The organism is Colwellia sp. E2M01, assembly GCF_018860585.1.
In the GTDB taxonomy this organism is placed as follows: Bacteria; Pseudomonadota; Gammaproteobacteria; order Enterobacterales; family Alteromonadaceae; genus Colwellia.
In genome coordinates, this window is record NZ_JAHKPR010000076.1 from 87,641 (window position 1) to 104,511 (window position 16,871).

19 protein-coding genes are annotated in these 16,871 nt (G+C 36.9%); 13 read left to right on the forward strand and 6 right to left on the reverse strand.

Annotated features, from left to right (window positions below; all coding sequences use genetic code 11):
• Nucleotides 1–15: 15 nt before the first annotated feature.
• The 3 genes from KO502_RS14985 to KO502_RS14995 all read right to left on the reverse strand — a co-directional run bounded on the left by KO502_RS14985 (nt 16) and on the right by KO502_RS14995 (nt 1,477).
• A complete protein-coding gene (locus KO502_RS14985) occupies nt 16–252 on the reverse strand; it encodes a hypothetical protein (protein ID WP_216023377.1) in 237 nt (78 codons plus the stop codon).
• 43 nt (nt 253–295) lie between these two features.
• The gene (locus KO502_RS14990) at nt 296–523 is read right to left on the reverse strand and encodes an Rmf/CrpP family protein (RefSeq protein WP_216023378.1); all 228 of its coding nucleotides are present in this window, start codon (nt 521–523) and stop codon (nt 296–298) included.
• A gap of 786 nt (nt 524–1,309) precedes the next feature.
• Nucleotides 1,310–1,477 carry a hypothetical protein gene (locus KO502_RS14995; RefSeq protein WP_216023379.1) on the reverse strand — a complete coding sequence of 56 codons (168 nt, stop codon included), beginning with the start codon at nt 1,475–1,477 and terminating at the stop codon, nt 1,310–1,312.
• 228 nt (nt 1,478–1,705) lie between these two features.
• Between KO502_RS14995 and KO502_RS15000 the strand changes: the two genes are divergently transcribed.
• From KO502_RS15000 to KO502_RS15015, 4 genes are all read left to right on the forward strand, one after another.
• Nucleotides 1,706–1,978 carry a helix-turn-helix transcriptional regulator gene (locus KO502_RS15000; RefSeq protein WP_216023380.1) on the forward strand — a complete coding sequence of 91 codons (273 nt, stop codon included), beginning with the start codon at nt 1,706–1,708 and terminating at the stop codon, nt 1,976–1,978.
• 313 nt (nt 1,979–2,291) lie between these two features.
• A complete protein-coding gene (locus tag KO502_RS15005) occupies nt 2,292–3,395 on the forward strand; it encodes a DUF3549 family protein (protein WP_216023381.1) in 1,104 nt (367 codons plus the stop codon).
• Between the two features lie 68 nt (nt 3,396–3,463).
• On the forward strand, nt 3,464–3,766 hold the full coding sequence (locus KO502_RS15010; protein WP_216023382.1) for a DUF3301 domain-containing protein: 303 nt from the start codon (nt 3,464–3,466) through the stop codon (nt 3,764–3,766).
• Nucleotides 3,767–3,930: 164 nt separating this feature from the next.
• Entirely contained in the window at nt 3,931–5,124 is a 1,194-nt protein-coding gene (locus KO502_RS15015) for a DUF805 domain-containing protein (RefSeq protein ID WP_216023383.1), read from the forward strand.
• Nucleotides 5,125–5,259: 135 nt separating this feature from the next.
• On the opposite strand, the gene KO502_RS15020 is transcribed toward KO502_RS15015, so the two are convergent.
• Nucleotides 5,260–6,801 (reverse strand): cobyric acid synthase, encoded by a 1,542-nt coding sequence (locus tag KO502_RS15020; RefSeq protein ID WP_252730792.1) that lies wholly within the window; start codon nt 6,799–6,801, stop codon nt 5,260–5,262.
• Nucleotides 6,802–7,142: 341 nt separating this feature from the next.
• Between KO502_RS15020 and KO502_RS15025 the strand changes: the two genes are divergently transcribed.
• A complete protein-coding gene (locus KO502_RS15025; protein ID WP_216023384.1) occupies nt 7,143–7,685 on the forward strand; it encodes a hypothetical protein in 543 nt (180 codons plus the stop codon).
• A 323-nt stretch (nt 7,686–8,008) separates the two neighbouring features.
• On the opposite strand, the gene KO502_RS15030 is transcribed toward KO502_RS15025, so the two are convergent.
• Nucleotides 8,009–9,127 carry a PilT/PilU family type 4a pilus ATPase gene (locus KO502_RS15030; RefSeq protein ID WP_216023385.1) on the reverse strand — a complete coding sequence of 373 codons (1,119 nt, stop codon included), beginning with the start codon at nt 9,125–9,127 and terminating at the stop codon, nt 8,009–8,011.
• Nucleotides 9,128–9,202: 75 nt separating this feature from the next.
• Nucleotides 9,203–10,246 (reverse strand): type IV pilus twitching motility protein PilT, encoded by a 1,044-nt coding sequence (locus KO502_RS15035; protein WP_216023386.1) that lies wholly within the window; start codon nt 10,244–10,246, stop codon nt 9,203–9,205.
• Between the two features lie 226 nt (nt 10,247–10,472).
• Here KO502_RS15035 and KO502_RS15040 point away from each other — a divergent pair, with 226 nt between their 5' ends.
• From KO502_RS15040 to tadA, 8 genes are all read left to right on the forward strand, one after another.
• Nucleotides 10,473–11,189 (forward strand): YggS family pyridoxal phosphate-dependent enzyme, encoded by a 717-nt coding sequence (locus KO502_RS15040; RefSeq protein WP_216023387.1) that lies wholly within the window; start codon nt 10,473–10,475, stop codon nt 11,187–11,189.
• A gap of 25 nt (nt 11,190–11,214) precedes the next feature.
• Complete coding sequence (gene proC, locus KO502_RS15045) at nt 11,215–12,039, forward strand: pyrroline-5-carboxylate reductase (protein ID WP_216023388.1); 825 nt, start codon at nt 11,215–11,217, stop codon at nt 12,037–12,039.
• Between the two features lie 127 nt (nt 12,040–12,166).
• Nucleotides 12,167–12,712 carry a YggT family protein gene (locus KO502_RS15050; RefSeq protein WP_216023389.1) on the forward strand — a complete coding sequence of 182 codons (546 nt, stop codon included), beginning with the start codon at nt 12,167–12,169 and terminating at the stop codon, nt 12,710–12,712.
• 42 nt (nt 12,713–12,754) lie between these two features.
• Nucleotides 12,755–13,201 carry a DUF4426 domain-containing protein gene (locus KO502_RS15055; protein WP_216023390.1) on the forward strand — a complete coding sequence of 149 codons (447 nt, stop codon included), beginning with the start codon at nt 12,755–12,757 and terminating at the stop codon, nt 13,199–13,201.
• Between the two features lie 43 nt (nt 13,202–13,244).
• Nucleotides 13,245–13,655: a hypothetical protein gene (locus KO502_RS15060; RefSeq protein WP_216023391.1), complete on the forward strand. Its 411-nt coding sequence runs from the start codon at nt 13,245–13,247 to the stop codon at nt 13,653–13,655.
• A 172-nt stretch (nt 13,656–13,827) separates the two neighbouring features.
• Nucleotides 13,828–14,427 (forward strand): RdgB/HAM1 family non-canonical purine NTP pyrophosphatase, encoded by a 600-nt coding sequence (rdgB, locus tag KO502_RS15065; protein ID WP_216023392.1) that lies wholly within the window; start codon nt 13,828–13,830, stop codon nt 14,425–14,427.
• Between the two features lie 147 nt (nt 14,428–14,574).
• Nucleotides 14,575–15,732: a radical SAM family heme chaperone HemW gene (gene hemW / locus KO502_RS15070; protein ID WP_216023393.1), complete on the forward strand. Its 1,158-nt coding sequence runs from the start codon at nt 14,575–14,577 to the stop codon at nt 15,730–15,732.
• Between the two features lie 152 nt (nt 15,733–15,884).
• Nucleotides 15,885–16,376 carry a tRNA adenosine(34) deaminase TadA gene (gene tadA, locus KO502_RS15075; RefSeq protein ID WP_216023399.1) on the forward strand — a complete coding sequence of 164 codons (492 nt, stop codon included), beginning with the start codon at nt 15,885–15,887 and terminating at the stop codon, nt 16,374–16,376.
• The last annotated feature ends 495 nt before the right edge of the window (nt 16,377–16,871 follow it).

Below are 16,871 nucleotides of genomic sequence, written 5' to 3' on the forward strand. Positions count from 1 at the left end.
AATGTATTTAAGCCTTTAAGCTTGAGTGATTTTCTCTAATTGCTCTATAGCGTTTTCAGCTTTGGCAATATTCAGCAATAGAACTTGCTTTCTATTGTAAAGAGCTTCAATTTTATTATTAGCAAAGATAATTTCATCAACATCTAAGTCAACACGTTCAGACAGTGAATCAATTTTTTCTTGAAAGGTGTTTAGTGTTTCATCAACACTAGGGCAAAGTTTAGATTTAAAGAATTTAAGTAGTTTTTTCATTTATCGTGTCTCCCGACAGTTTAAAGTAAAGTTTAGGGGCGTTTCACAACGTGCCGCTATTGGGTTTAAAGAGTTTTCTTAGATTTTTTATGTGACCGTGTGTCGATTCTGTTGTAGTTACTGTGGGATTGTTGGTGTTTTCGTACGTAGCAGCGCGAAAACCTCGCAACCAAGCAGCTTTACGATGCGGTAATTTGAACGGGCATTCGCTATGATGTTTACCACCAAAAAAAGCGCTTTGTCCTAATTCAAAATCAACAACTTTTTGCATTACCGGTCACCTTTATTGCCGCGTTTTTTTTGAGGCGAAAAATTTCAACCCCTGATAGATTCGAGCACTACCGTAGTTAAGGTTGTCCCGCTAAGGCTTGGTAGTAGGCTCACTCTGCTGTGTTATTGTTAATTGCTTTAAAACTGAATATTAAAACAAAGACCTCTTACAAGCCCTTTCAGGGCTCGCGCTTAAAGGTGGTCGCTATCGCTCCAATTCTCCACCTTAGAGATAATGATGCTGGGCGCAAGCGCCTAAAGCTGTACCCTTGTTATCTCTTCCACTTCGTTTCAGAGATAACAAGCCCCTTGCAAATCAGTATTAAAAAATGCGACTTGCTGTCGCTTTTAACACTTAAATTGCAATAGTCAGTTACCAATGAAACAAATAGTTAAAAAAACCACTCGTAAGAATGCACTTTTTAACTATGTTTCAGCTGATAGAGGTGGGCTATACGAACGCTTTCACGCCCCCATACCAATCGCCCCACCAAACTAAATACTATTGAAAAAACTATCTACCGCGCGTTTTTAGACTGGTGCTGTGGTGAACCCCGACCCAGATTTTCAATGCAAGGCACTACCCCCGCGTATTTAGCACTTCGTACGATGTAGGCTTGTTGGTAATACTTCCGTGATAGCCTACTTTGGTTACTCAAACCCACCGCTTAACATGAATACAACCACAAATAATTCACTATGATCCAATCGCACCCTGAACAGTTAAACAGCTTTTTAACGAGCAAAAGAAAGCCCACGCTTTACAGCATGGGCTTTGTTTTGTTCGCTAAAGGTTGTATGTAGCGGCGTTTCTACGCCAATCGGATGCGGCATTTAAATTCATAGCCGCAGACTCAATACAGCCTTTTAAACGCCAATATCTAGCGCCTTTCAAGCAATCTTTGGCTAATTCAATACAGCGTTCTTTTGTAAATATCGGTTGTTCAGTTTGCATTAAGTTTATCCCCGTTATGATTTACCCCGTAAAATTAATGGCGGCCAGTTGGCCAACTGGCCGCCACGGGGAACTAAGTAAATGTTTCGGGCTTTGTGACCTACAGCGTCAACCACAAGGTGAAATCAAAGCCCGAAAGCAAACGTAACGTATCACAATGATGAAACAAGAAAAAGACCCCAAAAGGGAAACGTATTGCGCTTGTGAAGCAGTTGGACTATCATTCAATTGTCAACTACAAAAGGTGAAAGCATGAATTTTCAAGACGTACTCAATGCAGTTACGGCAGGCGATTCCGACTACCTAACAGCTAAAAAGCTAGGTATAACAAGGGGAACGTTTAGTAAGTACCGTTGCGGCAACAAAACCCCCTCAGATGAAACACTGGATAAAATGGTGGAACTTAGCGGCTTACCCGCTGAAAAAGTCTACCTTGCTGCATATGCTGAAAAGCTACACAACCCAGTGGTTGCAGAAGCATTTAGACACTTGGCAGCATAAAGAAAAACAGACGAAAAAGGCGCTTAACATCAGCAGTTAAGCGCCTTTTTTGTTTATAACGATAAATTGTAAGCGTTTAATATTTAAGCGCTTAATATTATTCAAAATAACAAAGCACATAAAAAACAGTGTTAACCAGTAAAAACAAGGCTTACAGTGTACTTTTAACGGTTGGATAACTAGAACATTATCCTTATAATATCTCGCGATAACAAGCAGCAATACGCTTGGGTTACTGTTGAGCCTCAGTTAAAATGTGGCCAATAATTTTAGAATCAACACTTTACTGCAAACGACTTTATAAAGACGGCTTATGACACAACCTACATCAATACAAAATATTGCAACTATTTCAGAGTTACTCAAGCTTTCAGGCTCTCAATATCGGCTTTATGACATGGGGAGGTTAGTTACTAAACTATCTAAAGAAGTGTTTGAGAAAGTAGAGTTAAACCAATTACCTTATCCAACCCCCACACAAGGCCATGCTTGCTTTGCTATTGCATTTTGGCAAAAAAAATCGGCACAACCTTATTTATGGATATTAAAACTTCCCTTAGATGAACGCGGACTATTAAACCAAGGCGCGAGAAATCATTTAATTGCTATTATTGTTGAAGCCTTAGGTGCTGATTTAACGCAACAAGCGTCAAAAAAACAAGAGGAATTGCTAAGTAGTAATCCATACCTTTTTACGCCAGCACAATATAAATTAGCCAGTCTAAATAGCAAAATCAAAGTTGATTTAAAGCAAGCGCCGAGTGAACACTTTCTTGTATTTAAACAATATTTAATACAAAACATAAGTAACATGACAGCAAGCGATAACAAGCAAATTGCTGCTTGGCAAAACTGGCAGCATATTGGCGTACAAGGTATTACTGATTTTATCGCCAGAATAAATCAAGATAACCACAGTGAATTATTAAAAGCTGCCTTACCTTATTTACCCGAGCAAGTATTATCGCCTGTTTGTAGTGCATTAGAAAACGAGCAATACCCCATCGCTTTACTTGAAATTTTACTGAGTCTTTTAGAGGCCGAGTTATCTACCACTTCAACAAAGGCTGCAGCACAACCAATAAAAACGACGCAATTATTACGCGCCCTTGCAGCAAGTAGTAATCATCCCCATATGAAAGTGATGGTTGAGCAACTTTTAGCTAAAGATAAAGTCAGTAAAGAGTTACTTATTACTTTATCAAGTCGCTGTTGGCAGGTACTCGCGGATAAAGAAATATTAATGTGTTATTTTGAACAGTTGCTAAAACATAATGATTTACAATTATTTTCTAGCATCTTTAAAGACCTAGTTTCTGTGCCTTTAGTTAGACATGTTGCTTTTGCTTGTATTCGTTGTGAGAACAGATCAACTGAGCTGGCAGAGGCTATTGGACAACTATATAGTCCACGATAGTTTAGTCCGCGATAGCTTGCAGCGAGATTAGAATTCAATAAAAATAAAGTTTAAGTAAGGTTATCCATATGGAAAATATTTATTACCTATTGCTCTTTTGTTTGTTTTGTTGGTACTTTGTTTACCTACGAAAAGTATCAGAATTAGCTGAGCATCATATTCGCCGTTACTGCAAAGAAGGTGACTTACAATTTATCGCATTGGCTAGGCGCTCAAGCCGGTTAAAGTTTAGTAAACAACATGGTCCATGTATTTACAGTATTTTTGATTTTGACTTTAGTGGTGATGGTGAATCAAACAATCAAGGTAGCTTGTCATTTTACGGCTTAAAGTTAGAAAAAATTGATTTACCTGCTTACCGAATTCATTAGTACTGATTTCTAACTTGATAATTATTACCATGTTAATTACCGTATTAATTACCATATTGATTACCATGTAATATAGCCAAATAATTATTGAATTTGTAAGCTTGCTAATAGCTTACAACAAACCAAGAATCACGTGTTTTTAACTATTTTTAATGGGAGTTTTTGTGCCATTTATACAAGCAACATTTTGTTTCAAAGGGTTTGATAATCGTAGCCGTTTTTTGGCTACTACATTATTCAGCCTGCTTAGCTTTATTTTTTTCTCTGCTATTTTTTCTAGCGCTTTAGCTTTTAACTTTATCGTACTCCTCTTATTAACTACGGTACTTGTTTGTAGTACAAAACGTCGCTTACATGACGCCCAATTAACTAAAAACTGGCAGCTTGTCCCAGGTGGTTTATTTCTTCTAACCGGTGTAATGAGTTTATTTATAGATAACAGCAGTAGTTATTACTTATTTATTTTACCGTTATTAAGTACCGCTCTACTTCTGACTTACCCAAGTAGAAATAAAAAAGCTAAAGGAGCCTATATTTTAGGATATTACGGCCCCGTTGATTTAAGTAGTTATATTGATGCCCCTGCGAACACACAAACACATAATCAAAGAATTGAACCAACTTTAGCCACGCAAAAAGGTAATGAACAACAACAAACAAGCGAAAATATAGCAGAGCTTAATACCATTGCAGGCTTTAATGCGAATAACAACGAAGAATACCCTAGCGACTTTTCTAATGGTTATGCTAATCATATAAATGATACAGAGCATAAACAAGCAGATATTGGCGAGCTTATTCGTTTGAAGTTTCTTAGTAATAGGAAACTGCAACTTGGTATGCTTATAACCGTTGCTTTAATTTTTATTGCTGTACTTGTTAATAGTCTACTTAATGCTTTTAGCCAACCTGATGAGGTGATAAAGACACCTGAAGTAATGCAAGAGCAAGTATTACTACAAAATAGTGCTAGCTCGTTAGTAGCAAATAGAGAGCACTTATTAGCCATGCCTGATAATTTCAATTTATATTTATCGCAATACCAAGGCATTATTATTCATTGGCAAGCAGACCAAGTAGACGACGGCGAACGCTGGTCATTAGCCTCAGCAAAAGGTGATGAGAGTTGTGAAAAAATTAGCTTTAACAAAGGCGATCCTATTCGCCCACTAGCCGTTATTGTTGAAAATGGTAGTGAATACTTTGCGAGTTTCTCACCACTTGATAGTACTGAAATAGTACAAGCTCTCGCTTTTAGAGGCAGCTTTACCTTATGTGGTTATAATTTCTCACTTAAAGGTACGCAGGCAATACTGGGTAAAAACAATCAATATGCGCCTTTTTTAGCAAGTAATTAATTTGCTAGATAGGAAAATAGCTAAAGCCTTAAACTAACTAAGCACTTAAGGCTTTAAGTTATATTTTTGTTTGATGCATCAAGCTGATATGTTTCAAGTTTACTGCTATTTTTTACACTGTAAATCATTACCTAACTATTTATACCAAGCTTCCACAATGTCTTGAATTTTCGCTATATCTAAATGGCTTTGACAAGCTTTATTCACTCTTTCAATCGCTTGCTCTTCTAATATTTCTATACTTGGCGCTTCAACCACACTAAAGCCAAGCCAATCCATAAAGAGTTGCAGCGCTTTAGGCTGATCAAACAATCCATGTATATAGCAACCAGCTACTTGCTCATCAGCACTTAACATACCTTTATCTAAATCTAAACCAACCGACTCAAGTGATTGTTGGGCATGTAAAGTATTAACTAAGTTTTTAATCGCGGGTTGCTTGTTGGTAAGCGTACTTTCACCCGCATGAATTTCATAACCTTTGATAGTTGCCTCTTTTTCTCCCAGCTGCATGCTGCCGACAACATTGGTTAAGGTTTTTTCAGCTTTTAGTTGTGTCTGCATAGGGAAATATCCTAGCCCTTTGCTTGCACCGATCTCACCTTCTAAACCTTGAGGATCACTAATAATTTCACCAAGCATTTGATAGCCGCCACAAATACCAATAACTTTACCTTGATAACGTAAGTGCTTGGCAATATCAGTATCCCAGCCTCGTTGTCGTAAAAAATCTAAATCACTGCGTACATTTTTACTACCCGGTAAGATAATCAAATCACACCCAGGGATCGCCACTTTCTCAACGCTAGTTTCCTCTGCAGAGCCTGTTGCGAATAAAAACTGACAATCAATATCGTTATGGTGGCGCAGTGCATCAAAGTCAGTATGATTACTCATGTGTGGGTATACTAAAACAACTACACGTACCTTAGTTATATTATTGATATTATTTTGTTGCGTCGCTAAGGCGTCTTCTGAAGAGATATCTAAACCGTGTAAATAAGGTAAAACACCTAATACGGGCTTATAGGTTTTTTCTTCTAACCATTTTAAGCCTGGCTCCAGTAATTTTATGTCGCCACGAAAACGATTAATAATAAAGCCTGCGACTCGGTCTTGCTCTGACTGTGATAACAACATTAACGTGCCGACAAGTTGTGCGAAAACGCCACCTTTATCAATATCAGCAATAATTAACACTGGGCAGTCAACCGCTTCAGCAAACCCCATGTTGGCAATATCACCTTCGCGTAAATTCACTTCTGCAGGACTACCTGCTCCTTCAACGACGATCAAATCATAGGCTTGAGTTAAACGTTGATGCGACTCGAGTACCGCTTGCATGGCCTGCTTTTTATATTGGTGGTATTCGCCCGCTTCCATATTAGACGAAATTTTATGAGTCAGTGCTTTACCGTGTACAATAACTTGCGCGCCAGTATCACTATTAGGTTTGAGTAATATTGGATTAAAATCAACACTTAATGGCAGACGTGCAGCTTTAGCTTGCAATGCTTGCGCACGACCAATTTCACCACCACAAGGAGTAACGGCGCTATTTAGCGCCATATTTTGCGGTTTAAAAGGAGCAACATTTACGCCTAAATCAGCAAACAAACGACATAAGCCAGCAACTAAAGTGGTTTTACCTGCATCAGAAGTTGTGCCTTGAATCATCAAGGTTTTGCCTTGCTGTTTACTTTTTTCTAGTTGACGGTGATGGTGATTATTCAGCGGAGTATCATTTTCTTGCATTATATCTCTAATTATATTTTCTAATTGAATCAGCATTAAAAAATGCTCAATGAGCAGAGTGAACAGTAAGTAACTGTTCACGCAATAACATTATTTTAAGTTATAGGTGTTATTTATAACAGTAAATAACTTTATTAATACTTAGTTAGCGCTTAGTTATTGCTTGTGCTAGGAAAAAGCGTTAAAACTCTGTAACATTAAGTTTACTCTTTTAAGTGTAAAAATATTTTCCCTAAAATTTCACATCAGGCTGATATAATTTTATGAAAACAGGTATCAAATCACTCGCTATTTTGTCTAGTTTATTCTTAGCAAGTTGCGCAAATCAAAATACAAAAATTACTGACAATCTCATGCCAACCACTAACGCTTGCGTTAAATTAGAATTAATCAAAAAAGATTACTCAACTAATTTCGCTTCGTTAAAGTCAGAAGAAATTGTTGGCCGAATGAGTAATATGTGGAAAGCTAAATACCAGTTATTTGGTGAAAATTGTCAAATTTTTTCATGGGGTGGCGCGCAGCATACCTATTCTTGTAATGTGGTAGCACCAGATGAAATTACTGCGAAGAAATACTATGAAAATGCTAAAAAAGTGACCGAACAGTGCTTAGGTGATGAGTGGAAACTTGAAGAAAGCACGAGAGCCCATGATAACGGTTTAAAAGCAATGTTTACTCATTCAGATCCAACATCTAAAGAGCCCGTAACCTTTTCTACACAGTTAATTCCAAGCTCAGGTCTTTTTTCGACAACCTGGACTTTATATTATTACATCGGCAACATTAAAGAGCCTAAAAGTTAAGTAGCGCTTATGTTGATTTATACCTATTTCATTAATTAAGTGATCTATTTTAGACAGAGATAAAATCATTAAAGACAAGGCATTTATTTACATAACTAGTTGTTCAGGACAATTGCTCCTGCATTGTATAATAAGCTGCATCCAACAGCGTTAATTATTAAATAAATAACGCTGTAGTTAGTGCTTTTAGCCCTTATAAATGTTCACTTAGTTTGTGATATTGGTATTAAAGCCCTTTTCATGAGAGTAGCAGATCAAAAAAGCGAATAGGTTTTATACAAACACTATTCGCTTTTTTTTATTAATTGACCCTTAATTGATGACTAACTGTCATCACCATCAAGGGTAACCCCAGAAAAGGCGCCTGAGCCACCTTGTTCATTACTACGTAATTTAATCATTAAACGTAAATCGTTAGGTGAGTCTGCGTGATGCAGTGCATCAGCATAAGTAATGGTGCCATGTTGATAATGCTTAAATAGCGCCTGATCAAATGTTTGCATACCAAGTTCATTTGATTTTTCCATCACTTCTTTAACGCCACCAATATCACCTTTTTTAATTAACTCTGAAACATAAGGTGAGTTAAGTAAAATTTCAATCGCAGCTACACGGCTATGCCCATCTTGAGTAGGTACTAATTGTTGAGCAATAATGCCGCGCAAATTTAATGCTAAATCAAATAACAATTTACCATGTTGATCTGACGGCACTAAATGCATAATACGATCAATTGCTTGGTTCGCATTGTTTGCATGTAAAGTAGCAATACATAAATGCCCTGTTTCTGCAAAACTTAACGCATGCTCCATAATTTCTCGGCTACGAATCTCACCAATTAAGATAACATCTGGTGCCTGACGTAAAGAGCTTTGTAGCGCAGCATCAAAAGATTCAGTATCTAAACCAACTTCACGCTGAGTGATCATACTTTTACCGTGTTCGTGAACAAACTCGACAGGATCTTCAATGGTTAAAATATGGCCGTGAGAGTTACGATTACGATAACCAATTAATGATGCCATTGACGTTGACTTACCTGTACCCGTACCACCAACAAAAAGTACCAAGCCACGTTTAGACATAACAACATCTTTAAGAATCGATGGTAAACCTAAATCATCAACATCGGGTATGTCAGTTACAATACGACGTACAACCATACCAGCCATGTCACGTTGCCAAAAGGCAGAAATACGAAAACGACCAATTTCATCTATTTCAATAGCAAAGTTACATTCTTTTTCAAGATCAAACTGTTTTTGTTGTTTGGCATTCATAGCATCATGTACAAGCTTTAATGACTCTTCTGCTGTTAACACAACATCGTCTATAGGTTGTAATTCACCATTAATTTTAGCGCTTACTTTAAGTTTTGCTGTAACAAACATATCAGAAGCGTCATTTTTAACCATGCGCTCTAATAATTCATGAAGTCTCATTTATTATCCTTTTTCATTTTTACTGTTTATATATCGCTAGCATGCCGACTAAAAATAAACATACTAACTCAAGGATTAAAAACCTGAAAATTGGTTTTTATCTACAGCTTTTTCCATTGCATCTTTTTTGGTAATCATACCGCGGTTAACAAGGCCTTGTAAGCATTGATCCATAGTTTGCATACCATGTTGCATACCGGTTTGAATCGCTGAATACATTTGCGCTATTTTATCTTCGCGAATAAGATTTCGAATAGCCGGTACACCAATCATAATTTCATGAGCCGCTACACGACCACCACCTACTCGTTTAATTAAGGTTTGTGAGATAACTGCACGTAATGATTCTGATAACATTGATCGAACCATTGATTTTTCTTCCCCAGGGAATACATCAATAATACGGTCAATAGTTTTAGGTGCAGAAGTTGTATGTAATGTACCAAAAACTAAATGACCCGTTTCTGCTGCCGTCATAGCTAAACGAATGGTTTCTAAATCACGCATTTCACCAACAAGAATTACATCAGGATCTTCACGTAATGCTGAGCGAAGTGCGGCTTCAAAGCTTAGGGTATCGCGATGTACTTCACGTTGGTTAATTAAACACTTTTTATTTTCATGAACAAATTCTATTGGATCTTCAATGGTTAGAATATGATCGTTTTTATTGTCATTAATATAATCAACCATAGCAGCTAAGGTAGTCGATTTACCCGAACCCGTTGGTCCGGTAACTAACACTAAACCACGTGGTGTGTCAGAGATGTCACGGAATATATCAGGACAACCTAAATCATCTAGTGATAAAATTTTACTTGGGATAGTACGAAATACAGCAGCAGGACCACGATTTTGGTTAAAAGCATTAACACGAAATCGCGCTAAATTAGGCACTTCAAAAGAAAAATCGACTTCTAGTTTCTCTTCATACTCTTTACGCTGCTTATCATTCATGATGTCATACACTAAAGCATTAACATCTTTGGCATCAAAAGCAGGAATATTAAGTTTACGTACATCACCATCAACACGAATAGCCGGTGGTACGCCTGTAGATAAATGTAAATCTGATGCTTCATGTTGCACACTAAATGCGAGTAATTCGGTAATGTCCATAAAAGTCTCTTTATTAATTAGTGGGTGTTTACTTAATAAGTATTTAATATTAGAACGCTGTAATAAATACTCACTAGTTAAGTGTTAATTTCGGTATTAATTTAATTGTTAAACTATTAATAGGCAAAGCCTAATAGGGTATACTAACCAGAAAATAAGGTAATATAAAACAGTTATCTACCGATTTAATTTAAAATTAGGGTTAATGACAGTTAAAAAATTTAACATGATAAATATTAAAAATAATATTGATAAAATTAAAGCTCAAATTCAGCAAGCTTGCCAAGAAAATGTTCGATTAACTGCAGATGCTGGTTCAGCCAACATCCCTTCTCCGGTCACATTGCTTGCGGTAAGTAAAACCAAACCAGCTGAACTCATTGAGCAAGCCCATTTAGCAGGACAAAATGACTTTGGCGAAAATTATCTTCAAGAAGCTATAGATAAAATCACACAATTAGCTCATTTACCACAATTAACTTGGCATTTTATCGGGCCTATTCAGTCTAATAAAACCAAACAAATTGCCCATAATTTTTCTTGGGTTCACAGTATAGATAGAGAAAGAATAGCGCTAAGGTTAAATCAACATCTTACTGAAGACGGCTCTCACAATACCCCGCTAAATGTCTGTTTACAAGTCAATATTAGTAACGAAGCGTCTAAATCTGGCGTCGCCATTAAAGATGTTTTCACACTCGCTGAAATAGTTAATAACTGTGATAAACTAACCTTACGCGGATTAATGGCTGTCCCTGAAAAAAATGCAGATAAAGCTTGTTATCAAGAGATGCAAATATTGTTTGCACAACTTAAAAAAACATACCCTAGCGTCGATACACTTTCATTAGGTATGTCGAGTGATTTAGAACAAGCTATCGCCCATGGTTCAACCATGGTTAGAATTGGCACCGCTATTTTTGGCGAACGAGTAAAAAATTAATTTATAGGAACTTATAGGAATTTATATGAACAAGATTGCTTTTATTGGCGCAGGTAACATGGCACGCGCAATTATTATTGGTTTAGTCAACTCAGGCGTTGCGCCAAAAGATATTATGGTCGCTAATCCATCAGAAGGTAAAAGATTACAACTTGAGCAAGAATTCGGCGTACAACAAACAAATGATAACCTCAAAGCTAGCGAGTTTGCGAACGTTGTTGTACTTTGTGTTAAACCACACTTTATTGAAGATGTTTGTGCGCAAATAACGCAGGCAATTGATATTACAGGCAAGTTATTTATTTCAGTAGCTGCTGGTACTACCGTTGCACAAATACAAGCGGCACTTGCAAACGGCAATACGACTAACTTAGCGCCGGTAGTACGGGTGATGCCAAATACACCATCTCAACTTGGTTTAGGCATGAGTGGTTTATACGCTTCTCAAGAAGTAACCGCTGAACAAAAGTCTAGTGCTGACACATTGATGAGTGCCGTAGGCAAAATTATCTGGCTAGCAACCGAAGCTAAAATTAATGATGTTATTGCGGTGGCAGGCTCTGCACCCGCTTACTATTTCTTATTTATGGAAGCGATGGAAAAACACGCAATTACTTTAGGTTTTAGCGCCGAAGAAAGCCGTATGTTAGTTCAACAAACTGCCCTTGGCTCAGCCGAAATGGTTGTACAAAACAGTGATTTAGAAATAAGCACGTTACGTGGCAATGTTACTTCTAAAGGCGGTACCACTCATGCTGCAATTGAAAAGTTCAAAGAGCAAGGTATTGATGAAATGGTTAAAAACTCTATGAATGCTGCCATTGCTCGCGCTGAAGAAATGGCGAAGTAGTTTTAGGCAATACATTAACGATAATTTTGTATACATTTTATTTTTATAAAATGTATACAAATATCACTTAACAAACCTGTTTTAATAAATACTTTAATCATATTGAAGTTTACGTAGAGGAAAAACAATGGAAGCGATTATTTACTTGCTTAGATTCGTATTCGACGCCTTATTAATGATTTTAATCGTTCGTGTTTGGCTGCAATGGGTAAAAGCTGACTTTTATAACCCATTGAGCCAATTTGTGGTAAAAATAAGTAACCCATTAGTTGTGCCTCTTCGCCGCATCATCCCTGGTTTTGGCGGACTTGATATCGCAACTTTGTTACTTGCGTATACAGTAGCTACTTTGAAATTTGTTTCATTAGCGGCTTTATCAGGGCAAAATCTCGGTGTTTTCGCATTTTACATTGGTTTGTTAGCGTTAATTAAGCAAGCTGGATTTTTATTGTTTATCATCATGATAATAATGGCAGTAATGAGCTGGGTGGTTCAAGGTTATAACGCAACTTTAATGGTTTTAAGTCAATTAACTGAGCCGTTTTTAAATCCTATTCGTAAAATAATTCCTAACATGGGCGGTTTAGACTTATCTATGTTGGTTGCCTTTTTAGCCATGAACGTTATTAATATATTATTGTCAAACTCAGTACCTTACTGGGCAGCACTTTAATCAGTAGACCTCTTCAAAGCTTACTCAAGATCGGAGATTTATATGAAATCATCACTAATTAAATTAGTAATGACATTTATTATCAGCATTAGCCTATTTTTTATTGGTCATGCTAGTGCTGAAAACATGAAAAAACTAGGCACAATGAACGTTCATTATATGGCTGTGGCATCAACTTTTTTCACGCCTGAAACCGCTAAAAACTACGGGATAACCCGCAGTAGATATAATGCTTTAGTTAACATATCCGTTTTAGATAATAGTCAAACAGGTAAGCCAGCTAAAACCGTTAGTATTATGGGGCAAGCAAAAAACAACTTAGGTCAATTCAAGGCGTTAGAATTTGAAGAAGTTAAAGAAGGTGAAGCCATTTATTATCTTGCACAAGTTAACTATAACAACGAAGAAACATTACACTTTGATATTATGATTAATGATGGCAAAGAGCAGCAAAGGTTAAAGTTTTCGAAAATGTTTTATGTTGATTAACTATCACTAATTAGCAAAAAATAATGATTAAGAAGGACAAATAATGAATCAAGTAAAGGGCTTTATATTATCCTTGGTGATTGTAATCATTGTCTTTGTCATTGTAGCTTTTTCGGCTGGAGCATTAGCCGGTTTAGCAGGGGTATGGAAAAAACCAATTATTGGCGGTGTTGCCGCTTTTGGTGTGGTTATAACTGGTTATATTACAGCACCTAATCATAAACAGTTTGCGGCTGCATTTTGGTTAGTTGCCGGCGCTGTCGCTGCTTGGATTTTAGCGGGTGATTCCTATTACCCAGAAGATCACCAATACGCTTATCAGCTTACTATCATTCCTTTACTAGCGACTTATGTTAGTGGTGCATTGGCATTATTACTCTGTGTTACTTGGCATAGGAAATGGCATAAACAACATGAAAAGCGAATTGATAAAAATGATGCTGCTTTAAAGTAAAGCTCAACCGCACTATTTAAACCTTCGACATTTTTTACACCGAAAAAGCGCTTAATGCGCTTTTTTTATCGCTAATTTTTAGTGTTCAATTCGTTAATAGCGTAGAATACTCAACTTATAAAATACAGCACTTAAAAATCATTTAAAACGTCATTATTCACAGGAAATACTCATGTCAAGAATTGTCCTCGCCACAGGAAACCAAGGTAAAGTAAAAGAATTAGCACAATTACTGGCTGAGCAAGCAATTGAAATAATTCCGCAAAGTGAATTTAATGTGCCCGATGTTGCCGAAACCGGTACTACGTTTGTTGAAAACGCTATAATAAAAGCACGCCATGCCGCAAAAATTACCGGTTTACCTGCCATCGCCGATGACTCTGGCCTTGAGGTTGACGCATTAAATGGTGCTCCAGGAGTTTATTCCGCACGTTACGCTGCAGATACTGTGACAGGTAAAGTGACTGATGATGACAATACCAACAAATTACTTTCTGCATTAGCAAATACCCCAGACGAGTTACGTACTGCTCGTTTTCATTGTGTTTTAGTGTATATGAAACATGAAAACGATCCGACTCCTGTAATTTGTCATGGCGTTTGGGAAGGTTCTATCTCTCGAGAAAAGCGTGGCGAGCAAGGCTTTGGTTATGATCCTATTTTTTGGCAAGCCGATGTACAGCAATCTTCTGCTGAATTATCTCGTGATGTTAAAAATAGCCGTAGTCACCGTGGCCAAGCACTTGCTAAACTCGTAGCAAAACTATCCTAGCGATTAATTCGGTTACTTATATAATAATTTTACAGATTAGCGCTATACATATTAGCGTTATATTAGCGTTTATAAAATAACGTCAAAATCCGTAAAATATATCAGTATGAATGACTTACTAAGCACAAATAATATCGTGAGAAAATCATGTTAAAAAACCAACCGCTATCACTTTATATTCATATTCCATGGTGTGTCGAAAAGTGCCCTTATTGTGATTTTAACTCTCATGCGGTGAAAGAAGCGATCCCAGAAGCAAACTACGTTACCGCATTAATTGCTGATTTAGATGCCGATATAACACGTTTTCAATTGCAAAACCGCCCGTTGCATTCTATTTTCATTGGTGGCGGCACGCCAAGTTTATTTTCTGCTGATTCAATCGAAAGTATATTAAGCCAAGTGCTTAGTCGTTTTGAACATAAAAAAGACATAGAAATTACCTTAGAAGCAAACCCTGGTACCGTTGAAGCGGATAAATTCATTGGTTTTTTCAACGCAGGAGTTAGCCGACTTTCTATTGGCGTACAAAGCTTTGCTTCAGATAAATTAATAAAACTAGGTAGAATTCATAATAGTGATCAAGCCAAAACAGCTGCGCAACTAGCAACGATGAGTGGTGTCACTAGCTTTAATTTAGATTTAATGCATGGCTTGCCTAATCAATCAATTGAGAATGCCCTTGATGATTTAAAAACAGCAATCAGTTTAAATCCTAGTCATATCTCTTGGTATCAATTAACTATTGAACCTAATACTATTTTTCACTCTAAACCACCTAAATTACCGGTTGATGATATTTTATGGGAAATCCAAGACCAAGGCGTAAAGTTACTCAATGCTGCAGGTTACCAACAATATGAGATTTCCGCCTATGCCAAACCGGGTTATCAATGCCAGCACAATCTAAATTATTGGCAATATGGTGATTACTTAGGCATTGGCTGTGGCGCTCATGGAAAAATCACCCTAAGTGATAGCAATAAAATCATGCGTACTGTCAAAGTAAAGCATCCTAAAGGTTATTTAGATGATGAACGTGATTTTTTAGATCAGTTACTTGAAGTAGATGAAACTGATCGCCCCTTTGAATTTATGATGAATCAGTTAAGGCTACACAGCGCTTTTAATACTCAGCAGTTTGAACAAAGTACAGGGTTGAGCATCAACACCGTAATGCCAATCGTTAAAGCCGCTCAAGCCAAAGAACTATTAACAGTTGAGTCAATAAATAATATAGATTATTGGCGAGTAACAAGCACAGGAAAACGCTATTTAAATGATCTGTTGGAGATGTTTTTATGATCAAAAAAACAAATTTACCAGCAAGTTCAGTAGTAAATATTGAGAAAACACCTGACTTAAACACTGATTTAAACACTCAATTAAACGCTGAGCCTAATTCAGCTAATGAAACACAGGTTAGCGAAGCGCAAGCAAAGCTTGATTTACAGTTTATGCGACGCGCTTTTGAGTTAGCACAACAAGCTGAACAACATGATGAAATTCCTGTTGGCGCGGTTGTTGTTCACCAAGGCAAAATTATCGGCGAAGGCTTTAATCAATCGATCATGCTTAATGATCCCTCAAGTCATGCTGAAATGAATGCGATAAGACAAGCGGGTCAACACCTTAACAACTACCGCCTGCTTGATTGTACTTTATATGTAACTTTAGAGCCCTGCCCTATGTGTGCTGGTTTATTGGTACATAGTAGAATCGAACGTTTAGTTTATGCCGCCAACGATTTAAAAACAGGTGCTGCAGGCAGTGCATTTAACTTAGTTAATAACGAGCAATTAAATCATCAAATTCAAGTTTATGCGCACGTTATGCAAACAGAATGCAGTCAACTACTTTCTGCTTTTTTTAAACGCCGTAGACAAGAAAAAAAAGCTACCAAAAAACGTTTACGCGATACAATTAAAAATAGCGGCACAGACCACTAGCCCCGTAACAATCCTCAGGTCTATTGATGATATTAACTAAATAAATATACCTTATGAATTAAGATGGTTAATTTGGGATGCTGTGCTAAATTATAGTTATCCTTTAATTTTTGTAATAATACCAATTTGATTAAATTTCTTCCCAACTCAGAGCTATGCTCGATGTGCAATAACAAGGCGAATTTGTTTAGGTCTAGTCATTCTAAATCAAATAAATTTAACGATGTTAGTGTGCATCGAACAAGCTCCCAAGGGCGAGTTTAAAAGGCTTATATGCAGTGTTATTAATTTTGACAAGGGAACAACCATTCTCTTCAATCAATGCCTTGCCTCTAAGCCTTTTAATTCTCGCTGAGTGGGAAAGAACTTAATCAAATTGGTATTACTACAATCTATAATATTCTTTCTATACCTAGCTAAAGCAAGTTAACTAACTTAAATTAAACAGTGGAGATCAGTTCAATGCAATTATTTAGTCGATTAATTGTTATATTG